The organism is Acidisarcina sp., assembly GCA_035539175.1.
GTDB lineage: Bacteria > Acidobacteriota > Terriglobia > Terriglobales > Acidobacteriaceae > JANXZS01.
In genome coordinates, this window is sequence record DATLIY010000010.1 from 1 (window position 1) to 23862 (window position 23862).

A 23862-nucleotide genomic window follows, 5' to 3' on the forward strand; every position below is an offset into this window, starting at 1 on the left:
CATCTCCGAGCAGACGGCTGCCGAAGGCGAACAGGTACTCAATCACTTTCTGAATCGACTTCCGGTTATCACGCTGAAGGAAGGGTCGCGGGCCCGCGTTTACGTGGGCCGCGACATCCTCATTCCGTCTTACGCGGAACACCGCATGGACCCCACGCTGTAAAGAGAAACAGGGCGATGAGCATATTAAACGATCGATACAAGCACTTGCTCAATAAGGCCAGAAGCGCAAAGCGCGGCGGTCACGATGCCTGGGCCGCGCAGTCCACCGGAGAGAAGGTCGCCGTCGCGCTTGTCCTCAACCGCGCCGATTGGCTTGCCGAGTACGACTACACCCTCGCGGAAGCCATCGAACGTGCCGGCCAGGAGTGGGTTGCCATGATCCCGCAGGCTGCACGCCAGCTTGCTAACGAGGAAGACGCATGATGCCGCACCTAATCAATCGCCGCAGGCTTTTCGTCAAGGCCGGGTTGATCGCACTGGCGCTTTTCGTCCTCGCAATGCCTGTCACACAGAACATCCTCGCGTGCGCGTTGGATGAATGCGCTGAGATCACCGAACGAGTGTTGCATTTCCCATGCACTCTTTTGGAGCACGGCAAATGTTTCACCCTGGACAGGTTCGATCCGACCTGTCCGCAATGTCTGTAACCGCGCAAAAAAAAGGAGGCTTCATGCAACTCAAACTGAAGAAACACCGCAAATGGCTTATCGCCGGTACGGCTGTACTCGCGACCGCAACGCCGGGCTTCGCCCTGTTCGGTCTCGGGGACATCGTTTTCGATCCGACCAGCTACGGGAGCCTGGTCCAACAACTCACCACGCTCCAGATGCAGTACAACGCGATCAAGAACAACCTCACCCACTTCTCGGCCAAGCAGCAATGGCAGGCGGTATTGACCACGTTGAAAAACACCAACGTAAAAAACCTGTTTGGCGAGACTAACGGGATGACCACGGCGCTCAATACCAACTCGCCGTCCGCATCTTCAATGGCATGGACGGCAGGGACCGTCGCGGTATCGGGCAACACAACCACTTACTTACAGGGTCAGACGCCGGGCAGCGCGCAACTTTCGCAGCTTGCCATGATCGAGGCCTCGGACTCCGTTTCGCCCGACTGCCTCACTGCCGTGGGCCAGTACCGGGCAGCGCGGACACAGAACGCAACGGCTGTGAACACGCTCGCCGCCAACGAACTCGATGGATCGGATACGACCAACAGCGAAGTTCAGCAGTTGAATTTGCTGAATGCAGCCGAGGCCCAGAAGATGGCCGAGATGCAGACACAGGGCACTTTGCAATCGTGTCTTGCCACGCAGATGGCCGTCGCCAACATGCAGCAGAGGAACGCGGCGGCGATTGACCTCAATACCGCGGCCTTTGTCCAGCAGCAGCGAGCGTCGAACGATGTCAGCGCCGCCCGCGAAGGCAATACCTGGCAAACCTATCTTCCCTGAAGGACAACTCTATGCTGAGACTCCTGCAAACGAAGATCCTGATTGCCATTCTTGCGGCGCTGGGCATTCTCGCCAGCGCCGCGATTTACCAACGCTACGAAGCGCAAAAAGCGGCTGTCCTGCGCGAGCAATTTCGCAGACAGGTCGAGCAGAACAAGAAGCAGCACAACTCCGCCGCAGGCAAAGAAGGCGATGCCTGGCGGTCCTATATTCCCTGATTCGATGGGAGGCAGAGATGATGGTTTCCCCGGCTCTATTGGCGCAGGCGCTACCGGGCGCGAGCTCCGGCGTGGACTGGCTCTACCAGTTCACCAACAACTTAACAAATCTGACCACACAAAACGGCGGCGCTTTGACGCAGCTTGGATTGACCGAACTCAGTTGCATCGCCCTGTTCACGCTTATCAGCATGGTTGTGAATTGGAACACGTCGGGGATGACGTTGCGCTTTCACACGCACCCGGTTCGTGCCGGCGATCTGACCCACTTTCTGCTACGGCTTATCATCTGCTGCCTGCTCATCAATTACTGGGTCAATCCGTTCCCTGGAGCGAGTTTTGGCATCAACCACTTCTTTTCGTATATCGCGCAGGCGATGGTTGCCGCGTTCGACCAGAACTCGCTCGACAATCTGCTTCAGCTTTTGAAGACGGCAGGCGACAACACGGCTATGCCTTCGCTCATGGCTCCTCTACAGATCCTTTGCTACTTCATTGTGCAGGGACTCCTGGGGTTGGCATCGGCGATTTTGTTCCTTATCAACTGCTCTTCGTTCATCCTCTATGGCGTCACGGCCTTGTTCGGCCCGGTCTTCATTCCGCTGTTGATGACCAGGACGTTCCGGGCTAAGTTCTTTCACTTTCTCGACGTACTGATCGGCTTTGCCATGATCCGCGCCGTGGCCGCCGCGTTCATCTTTGTTTGGGGCGGCTTTATGAATGCGTTCATTCAGCAGACGTTCAACGGCAACTATTCGATGGAGATGTGGCTTGCCAATCTCATCCCCTGCACGATGGTGTTCATTGCCTTCATCATCAACATGCTCTTTATTCCCAGCATGACGCAGGCGATCTTTGGCGGAACCGCTGGAATGGCGAGCAACATTACGCAAGCTGTCGGCGTTGCCGCCTCAGCCATTGCCATGACTGGAGGTCTGTAAGTTATGTGGCAATACCTTCTCGGAATCCTCTTACTTCGCCGGCTCGGGTTGACAAGGCCATTGCGTTACCTGTTCCTCTCCGTTCTCGGCATTCTATCCGTTGTCGTTTTCTTTTACACACTGAACCTGTTTCTCACTCTTGAGCAAAGGACGAATCCCCATCATGTTCACACGCGCAGCACGCACTAAAGAACAATTGACCCCAGAGCAAGTCTTGCTCACCGATCAGATCGGCAACGAAGTGTATGCCTCGCACTATGCTGAGCGGAAAGCGTACCGCTTCATCCTGGCCTGTAGCACGGTAATGCTGCTTGGCTCGTTGGGGATGAACCTATCATTGGCACACCGACCGATTGCCAACCGCTACATTCGCATTGATGAGATGGGCCGCGCCCAGGCGATCCAGTATTCGGACTTGAATTACAGTCCACGCGAGGGCGAAGTCCGCACCTACCTGACCGACTGGGCGAACTATCGCTATACGGTGAACCGCGACGTGATCGCCAAGAAATACCCGCTCAACTACTACTTTCTCTCGCAGGCTCTCGCCTCTAAGTTGATGGCCGACGACAATGCGAATCATCTCGTCTCGCAGGTCACGGCAGGCCAGATTGAATCGAGTGATGTCCAGGTCCAGAACGTGACCATTACTACCATGTCCGAAGAGATGGTCCAGGGTACGCGCATCGCACGCGGGACGGCTCTCATGACCCTCGACAAGTTCTACTCTGCGCAAAACTCCCATGAGCCGCGGACAGAGCATTGGCTGTTCAGCATTACCTACTATCTGAATCCCAAACAGGTCAGCGACCAATCGCGCGTGTTTCCGCAATATGAGTTCATCAATCCGCTGGGACTCACCATTACCGAGTTCCACGAAAACCGCGTCTCGGTGGACGTGGTTACGCCCGGAACAAGCACGACAAAAACCACGGGAGCGGCAAGATGAGTTACGAATTGATTCTGCCGTTCTTTCCCGAAGAACTGCGCGAGTTGCTACTTGACCCGTCGATCTCCGACTTAATGGTTAACGGGACCACCGGTGTGTTCGCAGATCGCAATGGTGTGGTTGAACACATTGAACTGCGCACGCCGTACACAAACGAGCGGCTTCAAGCGGCGATTGAGCGCGTGGCGCGCATTCTCGGCCAGGACCTCACCGGCCAGAATCCGATTCTCAATACACGCCTGCCCGATGGTTCGCGCGTGGCCGTGGTCGGCCCGCCCTCTTCGGTCTATGGCCCGACGTTGACCGTGCGCAAATTTAACCGCTGGTTTACCTCGGATGAATTGGTTGCAGCAGGCAGCTTGCCACGTCAGATTCGGGATGCGGTGGTGGAGCTTATCGGCCAACGGAAGAACGGCATCATTGCCGGTGGAACCGGATCTGGCAAAACAACCCTGATGAAAGCGTTACTCGATCACGTTCCCATGCGAGAACGGCTTATTGTGATCGAGCAACCGGCCGAGTTGAAGATTGCGCATCCCAATGCCGTTCGCTGGGAGGCAGTCGCCGCCATTCCGGGCCAAGTCGCCGTGACTCCGAGCCAGCTTGTCGCCGCCGCTCTGCGGCACCGTCCCGACCGCATCATCATGGGCGAAATCCGCGATGAATGCGGCTACGACTTGTTGCAGGCCATGAACACCGGCCACGGCGGAACACTCTCGACTCTCCATGCGGATTCCGCGCTTGACGCGCTCGACCGGCTGGCGGATATGGCGTTGAGCGCCAGGACGAACTTGAACCAACAATTCATCCGGTCGCAGACCGGAAAGGCAGTCGATTTCGTTCTCTACTGCGAACGCAATTCCACGGGCCGGCGCCGAGTACGCGAGCTTATCACCGTGAAAGGCTACAGCCACGCGGACCAGTCCTTCGAGACCGAGGAACTCTATCGGGTTTCCTCTGCGGTTGCGGCGTGATCGAGCAGATGGAAACGCGGATCAGAGGCACGGCCATGAACAGCCTTCTTGAGCACGGTGTCGCAGACAGAATCCCGCCCACCCTGTGCGCACTTGAGCGGGGCCGCACCGAACGTGAAGACGGCAGCATGGGGTGCGAAACGCGGCTCTTTGTCCCGAGGTCTGGCGAGGAACGTGGATCTGGTTTGCCGGTTGATGCCATCGCCGAAAAGCAGAGAGATTGCGTTCAGATGCGAGTCTCCCCGGTTCCATTCCGTCTCTTGCTCGGTCACTGCTTCGGGGCCTATGCGACGCCCGGCGGCAAGCTCGCTCTTCTGCTTTTACGGTTTCCATCGAAATCTTGTTCGGAAAGAACACCGAAAAGATTTACGTCGGACCCTCCGCAAATGCAGAGCTTCGACCTTGGGAGTCGCGCCCACTCGCATAGCTTCGCCAGGTGTGACCCGAGCAAGATCGGGAATTCAAAAACGGAGACTCAATCATGTATCTGAATCGCGCAACTCTCATTGGCTATCTCGGCAACGATGCCGAAGTTCGCACCGGCAAGAACAACCAGAAGTTCACCACCTTCTCCATCGCCACCAAGACCTCGTACAAAGACAAAGAGTCCGGCGAATACATTTCGCACACCGAATGGCATCGCTGCATCGTCTTCGGCAAGTTCGGCGAGTTCGCGGCCACGCTCAAGAAGGGCGCGCACGTACAGGTCGAGGGTGAGATTCGCCACACCGAGTACACGCCCAAGAAGGCCAAAAAGCCGGTGCGCACCGACAGCATCCGCGTTGCCTCCATCCTCAAGCTCGACCGCGCCGAAAAGGCCGCCGAGGAAGTCTTCGAGGAGGAGATTCCTGTCGAGGACGAGGCCGCGTAAGGCTTCGTCTCGGCCCTTCACGGAAGCCCGGCATTGCCGGGCTTCCCCTCTGCTAACCGGCCTGTGGAATCACGCCCCGAACGAGGTCAAACATGAACCAGGTTGCCGCCAATTTCCTCACCCGTTGTTTCGCCTCCTGCGAGACGATTGCGCTCTTGCTGCGCCGGGAAGATGCAACCCGGCCACAGCAGCGCGTGGTCACGCTCGAACAAGTTCTCGCGCCGCGCTATATGGCTTGGCTCACTTTCGAGAATGATAATGGCGCGAACATCTATGTCTCTGCCAATCCACTCCGCCCCGGCAGCCGGAAGCGCACCAAGGAGTGCATCGCTTCTGTCCGTCACATCTATATAGATATAGATGAGGATGGAGATGCCCGGCTCGCTGCGCTGCGGGTGTCGGATCGAGTTCCAGCACCCACGACCATTCTCTCGACTTCGCCGGGCAAATATCAGGCGCTTTGGCGGGTCGCCGGCTTTGACTTCGAGCGCCAGGAACAGACGCTCAAGCTGCTCGCCCAAGCCTTCGGCGGCGATCCCGCTTGCACCGACAGAAACCGGGTGCTGCGCATCCCCGGTTTCTTCAACCGGAAGTATTCTCCCGTTCATCCTGTCACGGTCGAATATCCGGCAGATGCCACCTACGGTCCGGGCGACATCCGGCTTGATGATACTGTCGACTCTTGCGTGCTGCCGCTACGCGGGAACGCACGCAAATCACCGTCGTATAAGCACTCCCATTCAGAGAACGATTGGGCCTGGGTTTGCAGCCAACTTGCCCACAACAAAGACCCTGAGAAGCTAACGCGCGAGCTTGCTTCGCGCCGCGCCGATAAACCCGATCCGATCTATTACGCACAGCGCACCGTCGATATTGCTTCGGCTCGCCTTTGGCTTGCCGAGGGCATTCCCATTGGCGATGTCGTCACCATGCTTGAGGTCCGCCGCCGCTTTGAGATTCCCGCCGCCATAGCTGGGGCTCGTGCACGGGAGATTGCGACCACCGCCCAGCACATGATTGCCCATCGAAGGACGGCCTGATTCCACAGCCAAAAGGAGAACGATATGCCACTGCTTGAAGTCACTCAAACCCGTTACGTCAGCGCCTCGATTCGGCTCACGGATACGACCGCATTGCAGCTCGATCAGTATGCCGCATTCATCCACGCATCCGCGGACGAAGTCATGGAGCAAGCGCTCGCCTATGTCTTCGCTAAGGACCGCGACTTTCAGGAGTTCATCAAGTCGCCCGAAGCGCGGCGGATTACGCCCACGCTTCGTGTGCGTAGAGCAGCCGCCAATGATGCAGTAGAGCCGTCCGCAAAGAAGCCGGTTTCCGCCGCGTCATCGGCAGCCAATATACCGGCAATCGTGGCGGGATCGAAGGCATGATCCTGCGCCTACAGGGGTGGCAGAGCCACTACGGCGCTTTGCGCCGGAAGAATTTGGACACTCCATCCCTAGCAGGGTGCTGTTTAGCTCCCTGCGGGAGCCAATGGGTTCCATCGTAAACACAGCGACTTACGAAATACAGGGAGCTTATCGGCTCCACACGATTTTCCGAAATTGGAGGTAATTGCGATGCCGATTTTGAGTTCAGAGACACCGCACAAGCGCGGCGCTATCCGTGGCCGCGAGAGCCGCAATCACACCCTCACAACCAAATTAACCGAAGCCGAACAACGTGCCGTGGAAGCTACTGCCGGTGCTGAAATGAAAACCACCGGAGAGTGGTTGCGTGACTTGGCGCTGCGCGCCATTGATGAAAACTCGGACATGAGCACCAGTACAGTTGCTCTGCCCGAAATCATTGGTGTGCGCTTGCTGCTTGTCAATGTCCTTCGCACGCTCGCTACCGGGCAGAGATTGACCCCGGAAGCGTTCGACAAACTGCTCGACGAGATCGGCACAGCCAAGTACGAACTGGCAGGAAAACTTGTGTCTGAGCGCAAGAGGTAGATGTATGCGGAACGCCACATGGGGTCGCAAAGAATCGGTCGTCTGGCCCTATCAAATTCCGATCTACACTTACAGCACGGCGTTCTTTTCTGTTGTGCTGACTTTCCTCTTTGTCTGCGGCTGGATTCGTCTCGCCACGACACCTTTGCAGAGGTACTACCTGCCACTTTACGAGCGCACATCGGTAATCGGCGCGTTCAGCAAAAGCCATCGGAGCAACTATCGGGTGCTCTTTGTCACGGGGCACGGACTCCCGCCGCAGCCGGCGCACAACGCCGATGTGAGGCTGGGGAGGACTCCGGAACCGGACGACAAAACCATTCCCCTTGCACTTACCGAAGATGCTTTGCAGCATGGATACACGCTCCTTTTCCGTGGTCCGCTGCGCAGCTTCGATGATGCCCGGCTGCGCGACTACATGAAGGATGTTATCTACGGAGGAACCAGTCTGCCCGTTTTCTTTCGGCCACCGCTCATCTGCGGCGTGGCGATTTTTCTAATCGCACTGCCATTCGCGGTTTGGAAAGATGTGGAACGGCAGAAACAGCTTCGCTATGGCCGTCGGCTCAAAGGCCCGGAGATGCTGACGCCACAGCAGTTCAACCGGGTCGTCAAAGGCGACGGCATTGGCTTCAAAATCGATGGGATGCGCAAGATGCTGCGCATCCCGGCCCGCGCCGAGGCCCAGCACATGCAGGTCATCGGCGACACCGGGGCCGGTAAAAGTGCTCTACTCGCCCAGGCACTCCGGCAGGTACGCAGCCGGGGTGATTCGGCCATTGTCTATGACCCGGCGCGCGAGTACGTGAAACGGTTTTATGACCCCGACCGCGGCGACATGATCCTGAATCCACTCGACCGGCGCTGCCCCTATTGGGGGCCAGCCGAAGAACTGCGCACCCGATCGGAAGCCAAAGCCCTGGCCGTCTCTTTGTTCCAACCGCCGCAGGACAAGAAGGGCGAGTTTTTCATCGAATCGCCGCAGAAGATATTTGCGTTTCTCATGGCCTACAGGCCGACGCCTGATCAACTTGTCCAGTGGATGTCGAACCCGGCAGAGATCGACCGCAGGTTGCAGGGAACGGAGCACGCCCACCTGATCGACCCGCACGCGCACCAGCAGAGAGCCGGTGTTTTGGCTTCGCTGGGACTGGTTGCCGATAGCCTCCGCCTGCTCCCCAAAAAGAGCGAGGCCAACGGCGCATGGACGGCGACGGAATGGGCTGAGAAACGCCAGGGCTGGATCTTTCTTACCTCACTTCCGGCAGAGCGTGAAGCGTTGCGCCCCTTGCAGAGCTTGTGGATTGATTGGCTGGTTTTGCGCCTGCTCAATGAGCCGACTGCGGCACAGAAGCGTGTATGGTTTGTGATCGACGAGTTGGCGAGCTTGCAAAAACTTCCGCAACTCCATACGGCGATCACCGAGGCGCGCAAGAGCAACAACCCTGTTGTCCTTGGCTTTCAGGGCAAGGCCCAGCTTGAATATCTGTATGGGCATCTGGCCGAGGTCATGCTCTCGCAGCCCGCTACCAGCGTTTGGCTCACCACCAAGGAACCGAATGCCGGCGAATGGGTCTCGAAGTTCATCGGCAAAGTGGAAATCGAGCGGCTGCGCGAGACGCACTTTGACGGCACGCGCTCAGGCCGGAACTTCGCACTCGACCGGCAGGTGGAGCCGCTGGTTCTGGAATCGGAAATCGCCGGTCTCGCCGACCTCCACGCCTACATGAAATATCAAAATTACGTCACGCGATTTTCGTTCCCGTACTTCAACATGCCGGAAGTTGCCGAAGGTTTTGAGCGGCGCGAACGGCCCGACGACAAGCTGCCGTATGATCCCGTGCCTGTCAATGACGCCGAACCGAATACGGAATTGAAACAAGTGCCGGAAGACACACCCACATCGCAGCCCAATACGCTGCCGGTCGCCCAACAGATCGAACCGGAACCGGCCATCGCTCCCGATGCCGACGACCAGCAAAACCTCATTACGCGAGGTTGAGGTGAATCATGCTGACCATCTCCAAACCGCTTTCCGCCAGCCAGGCGCAGACCTATCACGAAAAAGAATTTACGTCTGCCGAGCAGAACTATTGGAAGCAAACCGACACGATACAAGGGGAATGGCACGGTAAGCTGGCCCAGCGGCTCGGTCTCTCCGGCGCAGTAGGGGCCGAGGAATTCGCCCGGCTCTCCGAAGGCCAGAACCCCACGACCGGCGAGCAGTTGGTTCGCCACCGCAAGGTGCAGGAATATAAGACAGAAGACGGTAAGACCGTTGCGCCGGTCGAGCACCGTGCCGGGTGGGACGCGACTTTCAGCGCGCCAAAGTCGGTATCGCTGACCGCCCTTGTCGGCGGAGATGACCAGGTGCGCGAGGCCCACCGAGAAGCAGTAAACGTCGCGCTGAATGAGTTGGAACGATATACCCAGGCGCGGATCGGCGGTAACCGTCCGGCTGAAATGACCGGCCAGTTTGTGGCCGCCAAGTTCGAGCACGACACCGCCCGTCCGGTGGAAGGCTACGCCGCGCCTCAACTTCATACCCACGCCGTCATTTTCAATATGACGGAACGTGAGAACGGCCAAATGCGCGCGCTTCAGGAACGGAGTTTCTTTGCCACTCAAAGTTACGCGACCGCTGTCTACCAATCGGAGCTGATGTACCGGCTTCGCAAGCTCGGCTACGAGATCGAACCGGGCAAGAGCGGTGCGCCGGAGATCAAGGGATACTCGCAGGAGTACCTTGACGCTTCCAGTCCCCGGCGTCAGCAGATCGAGGAAGCCCTGGCTCGTAACGGGTTCAGCGGCCCGGAAGCGGCGCAGATTGCGGCCCACAACACACGCGACAAGAAGGTGATTCTGTCACCCGATGAAGTGTTGGCGGCGCATCGCCAGATCGCCGTTGAGTTCGGCAACCAGGCTGACCATGTCGTTGCCGAGGCGCGGAAGAGGCACATCGGACAAACTCAGAAACCGGTGGTCGAGGAACGCCAGAAGCAGGCACACTCCGCTCTGACTTTTGCGCGGGACCGCGGCTTCGAGCGCGAGGCGGTTCAGGATGAGCGGGCGTTGCTTACCGACGCCATGAGGCGCGGTATGGGAGAGACAACCTACCCGGAGATTCGCGCCAGCTTCGAGAGGCGAATTGCATCCGGTGAATTTCAGCTTGTCTCTGGCGAGAAACATGATTCGGCTCGCAGGTTTACGACCGCTGAGATGGTTCAAACAGAAAAAGAGATCGTGCGGACGGTACTGGATGGGCGGGGCCAAGCACCGCAACTGATGCCTATACAACAGGCTGTTCCGCTCACGGATGCTCATGCGCAACTCAACTCATCGCAACGAAATTCCATCGAACAGATACTTACGTCACACGACCGGATACAGGGCTTGCAAGGCAGCGCCGGTGTAGGTAAGACCTCAGCTCTCAAAATTGTGCGTGAAGCCGCCGAGCAGCGCGGCTATGCAGTCGAGGGCTTCGCCCCGACCTCCCGCGCGGCGCGTCAGCTCCGCGACGCCGGCATCTCCGCCGACACGCTGCAAGGTTTCCTCGCCCGCAGCCGGAATGCCGGCGATTCAGCGCAGAAGCATCTTTATATGGTTGATGAATCCTCACTGGCATCGACGAAACAGATGCGGGATCTTCTCGAAAAGATTGGCCCCCAGGACAAGGTTCTGCTCATTGGCGACATCCGGCAGCATCAGAGCGTCGAAGCCGGAAAGCCCTTTGAGCAGTTGCAGCAGGCCGGGATGCAGACTGCGCGGCTCGACCAGATCGTGCGCCAGAAAGACCCCGAACTGCTGCGCGCCGTCGAGCATCTGTCGCGCGGCGAAGTGGCCGAAGGTGTTGCTCTGCTCGATCAGCAGGGGCGGATCACAGAGATTGCCGACCCGCAAAAACGCATTGCCTCGATAGCCCGGAACTATGCCGACAGTCCCGATAACACCATCATTGTTTCGCCGGACAACGCTTCGCGCCGGGCGATCAATCAGGCCGTGCGCCAGGAATTACAGGCGCGTGGGCTTCTCGACAGGAACGACCACGCCATGCGCGTGCTCACGCCGCGCTCCGACATGACTGGCGCGGATCGGGAGTGGGCCGCACGCTACCAAGCTGGTGATGTACTGCACTACATTCGCGGGAGCAAGGAGTCTGGCATTGAGCGCGGCAGCTATACGCAGGTCATGGTTACGAACCCGGACGAGAATCTTGTCACCGTGCGCACGCCGAGCGGAGAGCAGATAACTTACGATCCCTCCCGGCTGCACGGCATCTCTGCTTACCGTGAGATCGAGCGGGAGTTTGCTATTCATGACCGGATTCAATTTACGGCTCCCATTAAGGAGCTTGGCGTTGCCAATCGTGACCTCGGCACCATTCAACAGATCGACGGGAGCGGGAGGATCACCGTCCGCATGGACGGCGAAAAAGAGAAAACCGTTACCTTCGACCCAGCCCAGATGCGGCACTTCGATCATGGATACGCGGTAACCTCGCACAGCTCGCAGGGAATCACTTCGGAGCGCGTTCTGGTGAACATGGACACCAATGTTCACTCCGAGCTTATCAATACCAGGTTCGCCTACGTGTCTGTTTCTCGTGCCTCGCATGATGCGCAAATTTTCACCAACGATGCGGCCACGCTCGCCGAAAACCTGGGCCGCGACGTGAGCAAAGCGTCCGCTCTCGATTTCGCCAAATCTCAAAGTCCGGTCGCACATGCGGGATTGGAACAGGCTGCGGCGTTGAAAAAGACGCCCGGAGCGGGCCTTGGGTTGGCACTCTGAGCTTTCGCAAAAGCAGGCTGCAACAGCAAGTACTGACTACGACTTCACAGGTTCACTAGTCTCCACAAGCGAGGGATGGCCCATGAGATTAGCGATTCAGTAGGGACGACGATTCCTCACAGACGACATTCAGTACGAACCGATTGCCGTAATTACGAGCCGCTTTGGCTATTAGCACATATTGTGCTGCAAGGAACACGAAATAAGTGACTACTGTCCGCAAATCGACTCCGGCAATTGCCGCACCAACTGAAAACAAGAAGACGGCAGATGCCGCAATTGCACTCATGTCTCTAGTCAACAGATAGACCTTATGGGACTCCCAAACTGAACGGGTCATCTTGTGCTTCCTATAGAGCTTGTACCAGAGGGCATTTTGTTCTTGAGGCGCGCGAGGGAACCTTCCGATGTATTTCTTGAGCGCCGCCAAGTCGATTCGAGAGTCCGTCGAAATCAGCTCAGAGAAAACACGGGTTCCCGGCAGCGGCTGATGCCACCTCCAAAACACAAGCCTCGCCTTGCTTATGTCGCTTAGTAAACCGGCGAAGATAATTACGGCTAGTGGGATACTCGCTGCAAAGACCCCGTTCTTGGCGGTGACATGCGTCCACCAGAATTCAATCGAGACGCTATCGAAATGGCGAGTTGCCACAAGAGAGAGGAATACGGCGACGTTCAAGCCGACAAAGCTCCACAGGTAGAGCGAGTTCTTACCCTTGAGATAGGGCTCTTTCCGAGATGTGTCACTGGTCGCCGCTTTCTTCGTTGTCATCACGCCGGCACCGATCTCGCGACTCCCGCCGCTGCGCACGGGATGAGAGTTGTGACGATTTCTGTAGCGCCTGGCTGTGTAAGGAGCGACACACCGCCATTCATGTTTGTCGAGTAGACACGTTGCGCAACACGGCTGAAGACCTGCACCGCACCAGGATGCGGATGACCATACTGACTCTCTACTCCGGCGCTGATCAATATGGTGTGGGGGGCGATTAAAAGCAAGGACGCTGGGTGAGCACCGTTTTTCGAGCCATGATGTGAAGCCGCCATGACATGAGACTTGAGCGAATCTCCGAACAAGCGTGTAATGGTGTCCCACCGCGCGTTTTCGGTGTCGCCTGTAATCAAATAGGAGAATCCGCGCGGGCCGCGGCCCGTCAGTTTCAGGACGATGCTGCAATTGTTGGAACAGTCCATATCTTCAATATGTGGAGAGAACAATTCAAAGTCGAACTGGTCTGACAGTCCATAGAGCCTACGGTCGGTCAGCCGGTCAAGACGAACGGAAATTCGCTTCAGGGGACTCCCGGAGTTGCGGCGCGCACGCTCTTCTTCATCAATGACCGCGAACACCGATTCGGCCTCGCTCGTGTCCTTGTAGTATTTTGGATACATCACCCAATCAGGCCGATATTTCCGCAGGATGATCGATGTGCCAACCGTGTCGCAATGGTCATCATCGAACCCCGTGAGGATGAATCCCTTCACGTTGTGACCCTTAAGTGACACAGCAAGTAACTCTTTGACGAATGCGACGGTGTCATCGTCGGCGGGTGGAATGCGGGAATCAACGATGATGGCCTCGCCACCATGCCGAACGATCGTGAGTGCGCCTTGACCAACTCCTGCTGTGATGATGTTCATCGAACTATCCTTTCCGATTCTGATAAAGAACCCTATTCAGATCCGTTTGAAACGTCAGGACGGCGTGTCGGGCCGACCTAAAAGTATGGTTCTTGTACCTCTCGATCAGCTCTTCCACTCCGTGTTTTTGAAAGTCTGTTGTGATCGAGTAGCTCGGCGTGACGGAGTCAGGGTTTTCAATGGCAACGACCTGGGCTCGAGAACCATCCACGAGTTCAACACTGCCTTTCCAATAGAGCGCATTCGCACTCTTCGAAAATAGAGCCCTGAGATTTGGGAAAATGTCAGAAAAGAATTCCTGATCCTTGACCCGTTCGGCATTCAGCGATGCTGACGGCATCGCCGCTGAGATCGAAGCTGGGGGGGCCTTCTGACGATTGTCGTTTCTAGGAACGAGAGCCGCCGCATCAACGATACGCACCTCAGACGACGGAACTTCATCGACCCGGTTGCTATTCCGGTGAAAAATAAAGTGCTTTACCGAGTAGCGGGTGTCATTACCGGGCGTCTTCCTTACTACGAGAAGAGCATAAAAGAAGTCAGTATTGTGCTTCTCGTGGTTGACGATCCGGTGATAGGTAGTATGGTCCCCGTGACTAAGCGTGGCTAGACCGTTGCAATGGTGTGTGTGCCAATTCCCCAAATGCTCAATGTCTGGATGCTCCAATTCGATTTTGCGGAAGAGCGCCTCCTGGTATTCACCATCCTGAATGAAGCTCGTGGCCGACCGCTGAGCGGCGGGACCCGGCGCAAGGACGCCACGCAATTGAATGTCATAGTTAGAGCCCTTCTTTGAGTAAGTACCGATCAAGCGACCACCGGTTTCGTGCGAATCGTAAAGGTCACACTCATCAAAAATCGATTCGAGCACGCCTCTGGCGATGGTGATCGAGATCGGTATGTCTTTCGATCTAAACATGGACATGGTCGGCGATCCTCCCCGCGCATACGGCGCACGACTCTTGCTGAGGCAGTTCTATTCGCTGGAGTTGAAAGTCTTTGTTGAATGGGTGAACAGGGCGGTTGCCCCAAACTATGTAGTTCTCTTTGAGCAGAGTAAGGAACTTCGGTCGCTCGGCGAGTTTTCTGGCGATGGCGTCCAGAACAAACCGGGCGTGAAATGCCGTGATGAAAGAAATGTCCACGGCGAGACCAGGCGAGTCTTTAATCTCTTCGATCTCCATTCCGTAGACCTTCTCGTGCTCTTCCTCGGACACCAGGTCAATCTCCTTGATGCCCTCGCGGAAAGTCGTTCGCTGCAGGAAGGACTCAAGACACGCAAGGCACCCTCCCTGCCCCGGCCTATAAGCGAAGACCTCGCCACCGATGCCACGCGTAAATACCCTGCCAACCACGAACGGTATATCGTTCTGCACGCAGATTTCGTTGAGCTTGTACCGGGACGGTTCGTTGTCAGTTGCCAAAACGACGACATCGCACTTGAGCATTTCCGAAACAAGATCCGGATAACTCATGAGATCGTCATCAATGGTCTTGATGTCGATGTTGGGGTTGCGATCACGGAGCACATCTGCAACGGCCTCCGTCTTCTTCCAGCCGAGATATCTCCTTCCGCAGACGTGACGGATCACATTCTCAGGTTCCAGAATGTCCCGATCCAACAAGGTGAAATTACGGATGCCTGACATGACAAGCTGCAACGCCACGCTGGCACCGCCGGAGCCGCATCCGGCGATGAATACCTTCACGCCGGAGAAGAGCCGTACATCGAACAACGCTTCAATTCTGTCGAATGTTCTGTCGTTAGTCATGAAGCCTCCGCTCATCATTCCACTCCCCCGTCCTCCGCCACTTGGCGTATTGCTTAAGCCACAGCCGGGTGAGTCCAAGGGCATAAATCACATCGTGCCGTTTTGCATTCCAGGTTGCTGTCGCGCCAAAAATGGATAAGGAGCCGTCAGGCCATTGATGCGGCGTCTCAGCGGGAACTGGAGCGATGTAGAGCCGAGGAGCCGAATCCGGATACCCGTGAGGCAGCACAATACTCATCACAAGGCTCTCGCCGGCGACAACTTCGTGGAAATTGATCTCCAATTCCTTCTGATCGTTGATCGTGAGCTTGAATTCCTCCTTTTTCTCGCCGAGCTTGGTTAGTTCTTCGTTGATGCGATCTGGCGAAACGTCTGGCAAGAGGAAAGAGACAGGGACGAGGCAAGCCTTCGGCTGACCGTTTCGTTCAACGACAAACACTTCACCGTCCCGCGCCACGCGGTCCAGCACTTCGCCAGGAGAACTCCGCAGCTCCATCATCGGTAGTGTTTTGAAATCAATCTTCAACGTGACCTCTGTCAGTGTTTGATTTGCGCGCCTGGCCAAGTTCCGCGCACGCGCCAAATCTCATATTTGTTTAGCCACTTCGCCGCACGGCCGATCACAAAGGTGAGGTTGTGGATGCCGGGGTTCCACATAGTCGGGTGCATGTAGCAAACATTCCCAGCGTTATATCGATGTGGTGCGGTGGTGATGACAGGTGCATCTACGTACACCCTCGGCATCTCATTTGGATAGCTCTCCGGAAACCTAATCGACAGCACATACATCCCAGTGGCGGTCTGTAAAGCAGTCTTGGCGTATACCTTGCCATCGGTAGTGGGGTGCAGTTCCAGATAGGCGAAGGTTTTCTGCGCCTCGACAAACTCTCTTTGTATGCGAGTGATGTCCATGGCGCCCTCAGTACTCCCCGCCCAAGTTTTCGCGCATGGTTAATGGCTTTTTGCCAGCCAAGTCTGAGCCGCTTGCTTGACCAACGGCTCTAATCTCTCCATTGGGGAGAATCTGGATCGGTGTGTCCTCCTCGGTATTGAGCAGGCGTTCCAACTCTTGAATTGTTGGCTTTTTGTCCATCTAACCCTCCTTTCATTGTGCAACTGTTGTAATTGCATAGTGTATGACGACTTGACTCTGTGTCAAGTATTTTTCTAAAAACTCGAAAAATGTTGGCCTGAGAAAGCCTCCTGCACAGCAATCGATCTAGCGTTTGGTGGGACTGTGGTCAGGCATCTAGAAGTGTCTTGGAAGCAGAAAATCTAGATTCAATAACAAATCTATAATCAACGACATACCTACTGTTGGCACCCCGCCTACTAGACGCTACGGTGACCGATCACCAAATGCGCCTCTGGACCGCAATATGAAGGGGCTCTGGGGAGAAGCGGACAGACAAGAATCATTCTGACGGGATTGAGTGGTTACCTGCCATCGATGAGCATTCTGTTTGTTGTAGGGAAGGAGTCCCTTCCCTCATTCCAGCCGCCCATCAACCCGGCGTCTTCCACGACCCATCCCAGCGGGTTCGTTCCTTCCCCGCAACGCCCCTCCCCAAAACCATTCGGAAGAAGACCCAATTTCTTTCTTCGTTAAGTACCCCCGCTTCATGCGGCTTTATGGCAGAGCCGGTCGGAACCCGTCAAGGGTCTCCGCTGCGCTGCGATGAACGCGAAAAGCCGCGCCCTTGACGGAACCCGCCTCGCCCCTGCCCGCCGCACAAGACATGAAGCGGGGGCACTCAACGAAAAAAATTTGGTTGAGGCAGACGCCCTCCTTCAAATTCCGCCCCGCAGCGGGCAGCAACAGGAGAACGAACAGTATGCCTTACACCAACAGCAGCACCACCACCGCGCCGCACAGTGAAAATGCGGCGCTGCGCAGCCAGTCCCCCTATCAGCAGCGCACCACGCAGCGCGACAACCCCACGCAGCAACTCATCAAGCAGGCCGTGGACTACCTCATGCAGCAGCTTGAGGCCGGACACAGCGAAACCCTTGCAGCTTATCTCAGCGCAATGGCCCGCTTCCATTCGTACAGCTTCGGAAACATTCTCGCCATCGCCAGACAGCGCCCGACAGCTACGCGCGTAGCAGGGTACGGCGCATGGAAGGAGCTAGGCCGGTTCGTCAAGAAGGGTGAGAAAGGTATCCAGATTCTCGCCCCGATGGTTGGCTACCGGCGCAGGAGGGACGACGCCGACCGGAACCAAGCGCAGGACGACAACACCAAGCCCGCGCCCGCGCTGATTGGCTTTCGCGCAGTGTACGTCTTCGATGTGGCGCAGACCGAAGGCGCGGACCTGCCGGAGTTCGACCACAATATCACCGGCGAAGTGGGCGAGCACCGGGACCGGCTCATTGCGTTTCTCGATTCGCAGAACATCGCGCTCGACTACAACGAGAACATCGCGCCCGCTCTCGGCGTCAGCTATGGCGGAAAGATTGCCATTCTGCCGGGCCAGTCGAAGGCCGAAGAGTTCGTGACTTTGGTCCATGAGTTAGCGCACGAGCTTTTGCACAAGACTGAGCGGCGCACCATGACCACCGCCACCGTGCGCGAGACGGAAGCCGAAGCCGTTGCTTTCATCGTGGGCCAGGCTATCGGCCTTGAGATGGGCAAGGCGTCAAGCGATTACATCCAGATGTACGCGGGCAATGCGGCGCTCTTGGCCGAAAGCCTTGAAGTCGTGCAGCGGACCTCTGCTGTCATTCTCGGCGCAGTTACCGTGGAGGCATCCGGTACGCAGGATGCACCCACGGAGTTTTCGCAAACGGAGGCAATAGCGGAGCCAGCGTCCGAACCCAAGCGGGCGCGGCGCTCCCGCCAGCAAACCGAAGTCATTGCGGAGGTGGCGTAATGCAAACCATTCTCCGCATCCTTGAGCGGGCCGGAGGCTACCGGCCCGCGCTCTACCTGAAAATCGAGAACCCACCTTACATGGCTTTGGTCATTGAAGCCGTGCCGGAGCCGGGGCCGTTGAATCTGCCCGCAATCTCCATTGCGCACTACGGCGAGCAGAACGGCGACCTGATGCGCGCCCCGGAGATGTGTTTCGAGTTGTCGAAACCGCTGTGCAGTCAGGTGCTCTCTGCCTACTACTACCGCAACGACTACATGGGAGTCGAGCAGTTCTCCCGCTATCGGGACGGAGCGAATTACGTTTTCGTTCCCGACCTGTACGAAGAACACGAAGCCTTTGCCCGGCTGTGGGACAAAAACATCCGCGATCAAGGCTTTCTCGAAGCCTTTACGGACAAGTCGATTCGTGGCTAGTCCGCTCCCTGCGGAGCGGAACCGGCCCGATATGTCTCCGCTCCGCGCGCCTTCACTCTTCAACCGCTCGAAAGGAGCTTATCGCAATGGAAACGACAGTTATCAATGCCACCGAGTACCGCGACGTTCCGCTGTCGCAACTCAACGAATCGAAGAGCAATCCGCGCCACGCCTTTGACGATGCGGCCCTGAAAGAACTGACCGCCAGCATTCGTAGCCAGGGCGTGTTGTCACCCTTGCTCGTTCGCCCACTCACCGAAAACGGCTTCGAGATCGTAGCGGGTGCGCGGCGTTACCGCGCCGCGCAAATGGCCGAACTTGTTACTGTGCCAGTGCGGATTGTCAACCTCTCCGATGCCGAAGCCTTGGCCGCACAATTGGTTGAGAATTTAATTCGCGCTGAAATTCACCCGATGGAAGAGGCCGAAGGGTTCGCCCGGCTTCTAGCGTTGGAGGAACCGAAATACTCCATCGAACAGATAGCCGCCCGTGTGGGCAAACAACCGTCTTTCGTGGCTTCGAGGTTGAAATTGGTTGACCTTGTTCCCGCAGCGGTCGATGCCTTCTATGCCAACGAAATCGGCGTGGGCCACGCGCTGTTACTTGCGAAATTGCCAGCCAATGAACAACCGCAGGCACTTTCGGCTTGCTTCAAGGAAGTCTACAACGGCACGCAGAAACCGGCTCGGGTTCTTCTGCCTGTGCGCAACCTGCAATTCTGGATTGAGTCGAACGTATTGCTTGTTTTGAAAGACGCGCCCTTTGACAAGCGCGATGCGCAGCTTGTGCTCACGGCGGGCAGTTGCGCCGATTGCCGGAAGCGCACCGGACACAACAAACTCCTGTTTGGCGATGACCTCGGCAGACAGGGGGACCGTTGCACCGACCCCGGCTGCTACAACGCAAAACTCGCGGCGCACGTAGCAAAGACCGTTGCCGCCAAACCGCAGCTTGTACAGATCAGCACGGCCTACGGCGGGCAGAAGGAAGGCAGCCCGGTTCTGCCCCGCAACAAGTACACTGCGATTCGTGACGACAAGCCAGAGTCGAAGGACGAGGCGAAGCGTCCCGAGTTCAAGGTGTGCAAGTTCACCGCTGACGCCATCATCACCGAAGGCAGCGGCGTGGGCACTATCCAGAAGGTGTGCGCCAATCCCGCCTGCCCCGTTCATCACCCGAAAAAGCAAACCAGCGCGGGGGGTGGCAGCGATGCGCAGTGGAAGGCAGAGCAGGAGAAGCGGCGCAGGGAAGAAGCTATCGCCAACGCAACCGGCTTGCGCGTTCTCTCTGCGATCAGCGCAGCGGTCCCGGTGCGGTTGATGAAACGCGACCTGCTGTTTGTGGCGGAACGTCTGGTAAACCTGCTGGACGAAAACCGCGCCTCAATCCTTGCCAAGCAGCACGGCATCAAGAAGGCCAAAGACAACGACTCCATCGGCAAGCTGTTCGCGGCCTTTCTTCGCCGCGCTGACGAGGGCACGTTGGGCCGCGCCATGGTCGAGGCAGTCATCTTGCTCACAGCCTCACGTGGGAACGCAGCGCACGTTCTGCGCGAAGCCGCCGAGGTTTACAAGGTGGACGTGGCCGCAATCACGGCCACGGTCAAGCAGGAGTTCGCCGCCAAGGAAAAAGCTAAAACCGCGAAGAAGGCTGCGCCCAAGCCACCTGCGAAGGCACCAGCAAAGACCGCGAAAAGAGCGGCGGCGTAACAACCCAATCAAGATGTACTGTGCGGGGCCAGAAGACCGGCTCCGCATTCTTGTGCCTGCCCGTCTTGCCCGCCCTTTTCGTGACTCCCGCATCAGCGGGAGCGCCTTCTCTCGCCCTCCCGACGGGCATAAGTGATCGCTACTATCCCATATCAAATAGAAGATTCCGTCCCGCGTCATTTCGCTAAACGCCTTGGGCGAGAATTGCGCTCATTGATAACCATCGCAGATCCTTGTCCATGCGGTTACCGTGATCCTGGTATCACGCAAGTTGTACGCTAGGACTAGCCCGTCGACAAGCAAGGAGATTACTCACCTTCCGCAATGGCCAGATCAGTTACTGGAAGGACTACTGGAACCCGGTGAGCGTGCTGGACGCAACTTCGGAATCGGGCTCGACCAGGAGTTAGGCGTTTGGGGCTATCACCACAGCCCGAAGCAGGCTTGGCCGGACAGTCTTCGGCTCACTATCTTCCAAGGACAAAACGGGTTAGGAATGACGGTCGAGGGATATTTCGTCGCCGTCCGGAGAGGATTATGAAAGTTGCATTCAAAGATGAGTCATTTGCATTCGAATTCGAATTCGTTCGCAACCTGGGCTTCACCTGCTACGGAGGTGCAGACATCGGGGAAATGATGGCTACAGCCGGACGCATTGAGGAGGGTGATTTCGAAAGCTGGTTCACGGAGTGGGACAAACTGGCCCGACGGATCTTGTCGAGAGCCGACGCCAGCCTTGATGCGAGTCACCTGGAAAGCGCCCGCGAGGTATATTCGCACATCACGAAGACACTTACCGCCCGGCTGGCGCAGCTCGATATGCAACGTGAACTGGCCTGTTCGACCGACTGTGCGGACCAGGGCAACAGCTCGCGCTGATTCCAGTCAGACTAGAGCTAACGCGCGGGCAGCGGCATCACCGGCCTATACCGCGGCTTCCTCCTGTCACTATGGCGATTTTTCCTGAAGAGTTCTGCGAGCTTTTTGGGGCCATTCCTTATCCACCTCACTTCCTTGTTCAGACTAAGCGCAAGTGAGCCCCAAGTGAATGCCGAAGCCTTGCAAAAAGCTGCCTATTCCTGTCACCACTATCTATGGCCCACAGGAAGAAGGACACGCCAGCACGCCGGCAGGAACTGGCAGACGTGGTGCGCCGATACACAGAGTCCGAGGTTAGTGAGTGAGTGCCGCAAGCAGGGCAGCGGTATCCCAATAGAAGGGGCGCAATTCGATGATTTTCTTCTGGCGCATCCTGAAAAACTGCAACAGTGGCCAGTCCACGGCATGTCCTGTGGTTTTAGCGACGGCATAGACGTGTGACTTGCTCACGATGACGTCGCCGTTGGGGTAGAGTTCCGCATCCTTAACCTCCAAAGAAGACCACTGCTGCGCGAAGGCCTTCATCCATGCTTCGAAGCCACTGTGCCCTCGCCACTCTCCGCCGTAAGGTAGGGATGCTGGCTGGTAGATGACGCACTCCGGATCAAGCGTAACCGCGATTTCTGAAAAGTCTCTGGCTTCCGAGGCAAGGTAAGCAGTCTCTGCCTCGTAAAATTGTGCCAGGGTCGCGAGCGCAGGTTGATGCACTTGGATGTTCATAGCAAATCCTCCTTCGGATAGGTTCTGGTCGAGTGCTTATCGCTCAGTGGCAGCGACATATGCAGGAACATTCCAGTAGAACGGACGAAAATCGATGATTTTTCCATCGCGAACAGTTACAGCCTGTGCCATGGGAAAGTCTTGAACAGAGCCATTGATCCGGGAACGGGTGATGAAGCGGCATATCACGATGATCTTCTCGCCCTGCTCGAAGAACTCCCGCTCTGTAACCTCAAGCCTATCGAAGATCGATCTCATCGCCATTGCCCATTGCTCATATCCTCCGTGGCCGATGTACTCTCCCCCGAAGGGAAGGTCTGGTGACTGATGCAGCACTACGTCGGGGGCCATGGTCTTTTTCATCTCTTCAAAGCTGGCTGTGCCGTTCTCTGCAAAGGCCCTCATGTAGTTTGCTTCAGCCTCATAAAAGCGAAGCAGAACTTCCTTTGGTGTTAATTCAATCGGGAATGATTGCACGTTCATCTTTGGTCCTTTCGATTGTCATGGCGGTGTTGTTGGAAGCAGAAACTGGAAATCCGTTCGCCTTTGCCTTCCAGGCGAGCAAGAGAGCGATGGTTAAGAGTGCGAGTGATACCCACGCAAACGAATCGACGCCCGCTGTTGCGATCAGAGCACCTCCAATCATCCCTCCTCCAGCGATAGCAAGATTCCAGGTGGTCGTGTTCAATGCTTGCGCAAGATCGACGCCATCTCCCGCCGCATCTGCCAGTGCTGTCTGAAGCAGAGTTGCGGCGCCTCCGAATGTGAGCCCCCAAAGGGTTACCGATGCATACACGACAATAGGAATTCGTCCTGCGATGCCAACACACAGCGATGCCATCATAAAACCACCAATGCTCAGCAAAACGAGCGGTCGCAACCAGCGGTCGACGAGTAAACCGATGATCCAAATGCCCGCGAGAGAAGTCATCCCGAAGACCAAAAGCACGACATCGATATGACTTCCAAGGTTTGCCTGAGCCACAAACTGAGAGGCATAGGTGTAGAGAATGTTGTGAGCAACCATCCAAAAGAAGATGACAGCCAGGATAGGTCGAACACCAGGGGTGAGAATTACCTGCCCGACCGAAAGCTCCTTTTCCTCAGTCCGACCCGAATAGTTGGGTACCTTTAGCAATATCCAGAAAATCAGAACAAGCGCGAGGCACGACATGATCAAGAACGTTGTACGCCAGGTCACGAGTTTGCCGACGAATGTGCCCGCAGGCACTCCAAGTGCGAGCGCAAGGGGTGTTCCCACCATTGCAATCGCCATGCTTCTCCCCTTGTTCTCACCCGAAGCCATGAGGCGCGCATAGCCGGGAATAATCCCCCATCCAAGGCCAGCGGCGACGCCAGCTAGAAAACGTGAGACGAGCGTCAAGGGGTAGCTTGAAGATAGGGCGGTGATAGTGTTGAAGATCAGGAATCCAAGCACCGCGAGCAGTAACCTAGGACGTCGCCGCCAACCTTGCAGAGCCGCTGTAACGGGAATAGCCGCGACGAGTGAGCCGACAGCATAGAGACTCACCATCTGACCAGCCAGTGCGGGTGATACATGCAACCCTGCGCCAATCTGTGGCAAAAGCCCGGCTGGCATGGTTTCGGTGAGAATCGCTATGAACCCTGTCATGGCCAGCGCAAGCAGTCCAGCGACCGGCTGTGAGTCGGTTTGCCCTTTAGCGGTCATG

Annotated in this window: 27 protein-coding genes; 16 read left to right on the forward strand and 11 right to left on the reverse strand. The window is 56.8% G+C overall.

What is annotated here, in order from left to right; all coding sequences use genetic code 11:
* The first annotated feature begins 177 nt into the window (after positions 1–177).
* The 6 genes from VM554_13765 (at position 178) to VM554_13790 (ending at position 4541) form a co-directional block, all read left to right on the forward strand.
* A complete protein-coding gene (locus VM554_13765; GenBank protein ID HVJ09441.1) occupies positions 178–426 on the forward strand; it encodes a hypothetical protein in 249 nt (82 codons plus the stop codon).
* Positions 427–673: 247 nt separating this feature from the next.
* Entirely contained in the window at positions 674–1459 is a 786-nt protein-coding gene (locus VM554_13770) for a hypothetical protein (protein HVJ09442.1), read from the forward strand.
* Positions 1460–1470: 11 nt separating this feature from the next.
* Positions 1471–1677, forward strand: coding sequence for a hypothetical protein (locus VM554_13775; GenBank protein HVJ09443.1), 207 nt, complete (start codon positions 1471–1473; stop codon positions 1675–1677).
* A gap of 17 nt (positions 1678–1694) precedes the next feature.
* Positions 1695–2618 carry a hypothetical protein gene (locus VM554_13780; GenBank protein HVJ09444.1) on the forward strand — a complete coding sequence of 308 codons (924 nt, stop codon included), beginning with the start codon at positions 1695–1697 and terminating at the stop codon, positions 2616–2618.
* Between the two features lie 196 nt (positions 2619–2814).
* Positions 2815–3567: a VirB8/TrbF family protein gene (locus VM554_13785; protein ID HVJ09445.1), complete on the forward strand. Its 753-nt coding sequence runs from the start codon at positions 2815–2817 to the stop codon at positions 3565–3567.
* On the forward strand, positions 3564–4541 hold the full coding sequence (locus VM554_13790; GenBank protein ID HVJ09446.1) for an ATPase, T2SS/T4P/T4SS family: 978 nt from the start codon (positions 3564–3566) through the stop codon (positions 4539–4541). The genes VM554_13785 and VM554_13790 overlap by 4 nt, the downstream gene beginning before the upstream one ends.
* On the opposite strand, the gene VM554_13795 is transcribed toward VM554_13790, so the two are convergent.
* Positions 4511–4813: a hypothetical protein gene (locus VM554_13795; protein HVJ09447.1), complete on the reverse strand. Its 303-nt coding sequence runs from the start codon at positions 4811–4813 to the stop codon at positions 4511–4513. The two genes, VM554_13790 and VM554_13795, sit on opposite strands and share 31 nt — an antisense overlap.
* Positions 4814–5022: 209 nt before the next feature.
* Between VM554_13795 and VM554_13800 the strand changes: the two genes are divergently transcribed.
* The 6 genes from VM554_13800 (at position 5023) to mobF (ending at position 12161) form a co-directional block, all read left to right on the forward strand.
* Positions 5023–5412 (forward strand): single-stranded DNA-binding protein, encoded by a 390-nt coding sequence (locus tag VM554_13800; protein ID HVJ09448.1) that lies wholly within the window; start codon positions 5023–5025, stop codon positions 5410–5412.
* Between the two features lie 92 nt (positions 5413–5504).
* Positions 5505–6452 carry a RepB family DNA primase gene (locus tag VM554_13805; protein HVJ09449.1) on the forward strand — a complete coding sequence of 316 codons (948 nt, stop codon included), beginning with the start codon at positions 5505–5507 and terminating at the stop codon, positions 6450–6452.
* Between the two features lie 24 nt (positions 6453–6476).
* A complete protein-coding gene (locus VM554_13810) occupies positions 6477–6803 on the forward strand; it encodes a hypothetical protein (GenBank protein ID HVJ09450.1) in 327 nt (108 codons plus the stop codon).
* Between the two features lie 189 nt (positions 6804–6992).
* Complete coding sequence (locus VM554_13815) at positions 6993–7370, forward strand: hypothetical protein (protein HVJ09451.1); 378 nt, start codon at positions 6993–6995, stop codon at positions 7368–7370.
* A 4-nt stretch (positions 7371–7374) separates the two neighbouring features.
* On the forward strand, positions 7375–9372 hold the full coding sequence (locus VM554_13820; protein HVJ09452.1) for a type IV secretion system DNA-binding domain-containing protein: 1998 nt from the start codon (positions 7375–7377) through the stop codon (positions 9370–9372).
* A gap of 8 nt (positions 9373–9380) precedes the next feature.
* Positions 9381–12161, forward strand: a complete 2781-nt coding sequence (gene mobF, locus VM554_13825; GenBank protein ID HVJ09453.1) for a MobF family relaxase — start codon at positions 9381–9383, stop codon at positions 12159–12161.
* Between the two features lie 88 nt (positions 12162–12249).
* Here mobF and VM554_13830 read toward each other — a convergent pair whose 3' ends face one another.
* The 7 genes from VM554_13830 to VM554_13860 are packed head-to-tail and all read right to left on the reverse strand — an operon-like array spanning position 12250 to position 16667.
* Positions 12250–12933: a hypothetical protein gene (locus VM554_13830; GenBank protein ID HVJ09454.1), complete on the reverse strand. Its 684-nt coding sequence runs from the start codon at positions 12931–12933 to the stop codon at positions 12250–12252.
* Positions 12933–13802 (reverse strand): hypothetical protein, encoded by an 870-nt coding sequence (locus VM554_13835; GenBank protein HVJ09455.1) that lies wholly within the window; start codon positions 13800–13802, stop codon positions 12933–12935. The genes VM554_13830 and VM554_13835 overlap by 1 nt, the downstream gene beginning before the upstream one ends.
* A 4-nt stretch (positions 13803–13806) precedes the next feature.
* Positions 13807–14727: a hypothetical protein gene (locus VM554_13840; protein ID HVJ09456.1), complete on the reverse strand. Its 921-nt coding sequence runs from the start codon at positions 14725–14727 to the stop codon at positions 13807–13809.
* The gene (locus tag VM554_13845; protein HVJ09457.1) at positions 14714–15592 is read right to left on the reverse strand and encodes a ThiF family adenylyltransferase; all 879 of its coding nucleotides are present in this window, start codon (positions 15590–15592) and stop codon (positions 14714–14716) included. The genes VM554_13840 and VM554_13845 overlap by 14 nt, the downstream gene beginning before the upstream one ends.
* Positions 15567–16100, reverse strand: a complete 534-nt coding sequence (locus tag VM554_13850; protein HVJ09458.1) for a type II toxin-antitoxin system Phd/YefM family antitoxin — start codon at positions 16098–16100, stop codon at positions 15567–15569. Before VM554_13850 ends, VM554_13845 begins: the two co-directional genes overlap by 26 nt.
* A gap of 11 nt (positions 16101–16111) precedes the next feature.
* Positions 16112–16486 (reverse strand): hypothetical protein, encoded by a 375-nt coding sequence (locus VM554_13855; protein HVJ09459.1) that lies wholly within the window; start codon positions 16484–16486, stop codon positions 16112–16114.
* Positions 16487–16493: 7 nt separating this feature from the next.
* Positions 16494–16667 carry a hypothetical protein gene (locus VM554_13860; GenBank protein ID HVJ09460.1) on the reverse strand — a complete coding sequence of 58 codons (174 nt, stop codon included), beginning with the start codon at positions 16665–16667 and terminating at the stop codon, positions 16494–16496.
* A gap of 742 nt (positions 16668–17409) precedes the next feature.
* Between VM554_13860 and VM554_13865 the strand changes: the two genes are divergently transcribed.
* The 4 genes from VM554_13865 (at position 17410) to VM554_13880 (ending at position 21451) form a co-directional block, all read left to right on the forward strand.
* Positions 17410–18447 (forward strand): ArdC family protein, encoded by a 1038-nt coding sequence (locus VM554_13865; GenBank protein HVJ09461.1) that lies wholly within the window; start codon positions 17410–17412, stop codon positions 18445–18447.
* Positions 18447–18863 (forward strand): hypothetical protein, encoded by a 417-nt coding sequence (locus VM554_13870; protein ID HVJ09462.1) that lies wholly within the window; start codon positions 18447–18449, stop codon positions 18861–18863. The genes VM554_13865 and VM554_13870 overlap by 1 nt, the downstream gene beginning before the upstream one ends.
* 86 nt (positions 18864–18949) lie before the next feature.
* Positions 18950–20572: a ParB/RepB/Spo0J family partition protein gene (locus VM554_13875; GenBank protein ID HVJ09463.1), complete on the forward strand. Its 1623-nt coding sequence runs from the start codon at positions 18950–18952 to the stop codon at positions 20570–20572.
* A gap of 537 nt (positions 20573–21109) precedes the next feature.
* On the forward strand, positions 21110–21451 hold the full coding sequence (locus tag VM554_13880) for a hypothetical protein (protein HVJ09464.1): 342 nt from the start codon (positions 21110–21112) through the stop codon (positions 21449–21451).
* A 294-nt stretch (positions 21452–21745) separates the two neighbouring features.
* On the opposite strand, the gene VM554_13885 is transcribed toward VM554_13880, so the two are convergent.
* From VM554_13885 to VM554_13895, 3 genes are read right to left on the reverse strand one after another with little or no spacing between them, the layout of a single operon-like run.
* A complete protein-coding gene (locus tag VM554_13885) occupies positions 21746–22171 on the reverse strand; it encodes a nuclear transport factor 2 family protein (GenBank protein ID HVJ09465.1) in 426 nt (141 codons plus the stop codon).
* 36 nt (positions 22172–22207) lie between these two features.
* Positions 22208–22654, reverse strand: coding sequence for a nuclear transport factor 2 family protein (locus VM554_13890; GenBank protein ID HVJ09466.1), 447 nt, complete (start codon positions 22652–22654; stop codon positions 22208–22210).
* The gene (locus VM554_13895) at positions 22629–23861 is read right to left on the reverse strand and encodes an MFS transporter (GenBank protein HVJ09467.1); all 1233 of its coding nucleotides are present in this window, start codon (positions 23859–23861) and stop codon (positions 22629–22631) included. The genes VM554_13890 and VM554_13895 overlap by 26 nt, the downstream gene beginning before the upstream one ends.
* Between the last annotated feature and the right edge of the window lies 1 nt (position 23862).

Excerpts from the sequence above, each read along its gene's own strand:
- VM554_13820 (HVJ09452.1), top strand. The coding sequence starts at position 7,375 with ATGCGGAACGCCACATGGGGTCGCAAAGAATCGGTCGTCTGGCCCTAT.
- VM554_13810 (HVJ09450.1), top strand. The coding sequence starts at position 6,477 with ATGCCACTGCTTGAAGTCACTCAAACCCGTTACGTCAGCGCCTCGATT.
- VM554_13770 (HVJ09442.1), top strand. The coding sequence starts at position 674 with ATGCAACTCAAACTGAAGAAACACCGCAAATGGCTTATCGCCGGTACG.
- VM554_13855 (HVJ09459.1), bottom strand. The coding sequence starts at position 16,486 with ATGGACATCACTCGCATACAAAGAGAGTTTGTCGAGGCGCAGAAAACC.
- VM554_13865 (HVJ09461.1), top strand. The coding sequence starts at position 17,410 with ATGCCTTACACCAACAGCAGCACCACCACCGCGCCGCACAGTGAAAAT.
- VM554_13870 (HVJ09462.1), top strand. The coding sequence starts at position 18,447 with ATGCAAACCATTCTCCGCATCCTTGAGCGGGCCGGAGGCTACCGGCCC.
- VM554_13845 (HVJ09457.1), bottom strand. The coding sequence starts at position 15,592 with ATGATGAGCGGAGGCTTCATGACTAACGACAGAACATTCGACAGAATT.
- VM554_13780 (HVJ09444.1), top strand. The coding sequence starts at position 1,695 with ATGATGGTTTCCCCGGCTCTATTGGCGCAGGCGCTACCGGGCGCGAGC.
- VM554_13875 (HVJ09463.1), top strand. The coding sequence starts at position 18,950 with ATGGAAACGACAGTTATCAATGCCACCGAGTACCGCGACGTTCCGCTG.
- VM554_13775 (HVJ09443.1), top strand. The coding sequence starts at position 1,471 with ATGCTGAGACTCCTGCAAACGAAGATCCTGATTGCCATTCTTGCGGCG.
- VM554_13765 (HVJ09441.1), top strand. The coding sequence starts at position 178 with ATGAGCATATTAAACGATCGATACAAGCACTTGCTCAATAAGGCCAGA.
- VM554_13805 (HVJ09449.1), top strand. The coding sequence starts at position 5,505 with ATGAACCAGGTTGCCGCCAATTTCCTCACCCGTTGTTTCGCCTCCTGC.
- VM554_13830 (HVJ09454.1), bottom strand. The coding sequence starts at position 12,933 with ATGACAACGAAGAAAGCGGCGACCAGTGACACATCTCGGAAAGAGCCC.
- VM554_13790 (HVJ09446.1), top strand. The coding sequence starts at position 3,564 with ATGAGTTACGAATTGATTCTGCCGTTCTTTCCCGAAGAACTGCGCGAG.
- VM554_13880 (HVJ09464.1), top strand. The coding sequence starts at position 21,110 with ATGAAAGTTGCATTCAAAGATGAGTCATTTGCATTCGAATTCGAATTC.
- VM554_13895 (HVJ09467.1), bottom strand. The coding sequence starts at position 23,861 with ATGACCGCTAAAGGGCAAACCGACTCACAGCCGGTCGCTGGACTGCTT.
- mobF (HVJ09453.1), top strand. The coding sequence starts at position 9,381 with ATGCTGACCATCTCCAAACCGCTTTCCGCCAGCCAGGCGCAGACCTAT.
- VM554_13800 (HVJ09448.1), top strand. The coding sequence starts at position 5,023 with ATGTATCTGAATCGCGCAACTCTCATTGGCTATCTCGGCAACGATGCC.
- VM554_13835 (HVJ09455.1), bottom strand. The coding sequence starts at position 13,802 with ATGAACATCATCACAGCAGGAGTTGGTCAAGGCGCACTCACGATCGTT.
- VM554_13860 (HVJ09460.1), bottom strand. The coding sequence starts at position 16,667 with ATGGACAAAAAGCCAACAATTCAAGAGTTGGAACGCCTGCTCAATACC.
- VM554_13885 (HVJ09465.1), bottom strand. The coding sequence starts at position 22,171 with ATGAACATCCAAGTGCATCAACCTGCGCTCGCGACCCTGGCACAATTT.
- VM554_13815 (HVJ09451.1), top strand. The coding sequence starts at position 6,993 with ATGCCGATTTTGAGTTCAGAGACACCGCACAAGCGCGGCGCTATCCGT.
- VM554_13890 (HVJ09466.1), bottom strand. The coding sequence starts at position 22,654 with ATGAACGTGCAATCATTCCCGATTGAATTAACACCAAAGGAAGTTCTG.
- VM554_13840 (HVJ09456.1), bottom strand. The coding sequence starts at position 14,727 with ATGTCCATGTTTAGATCGAAAGACATACCGATCTCGATCACCATCGCC.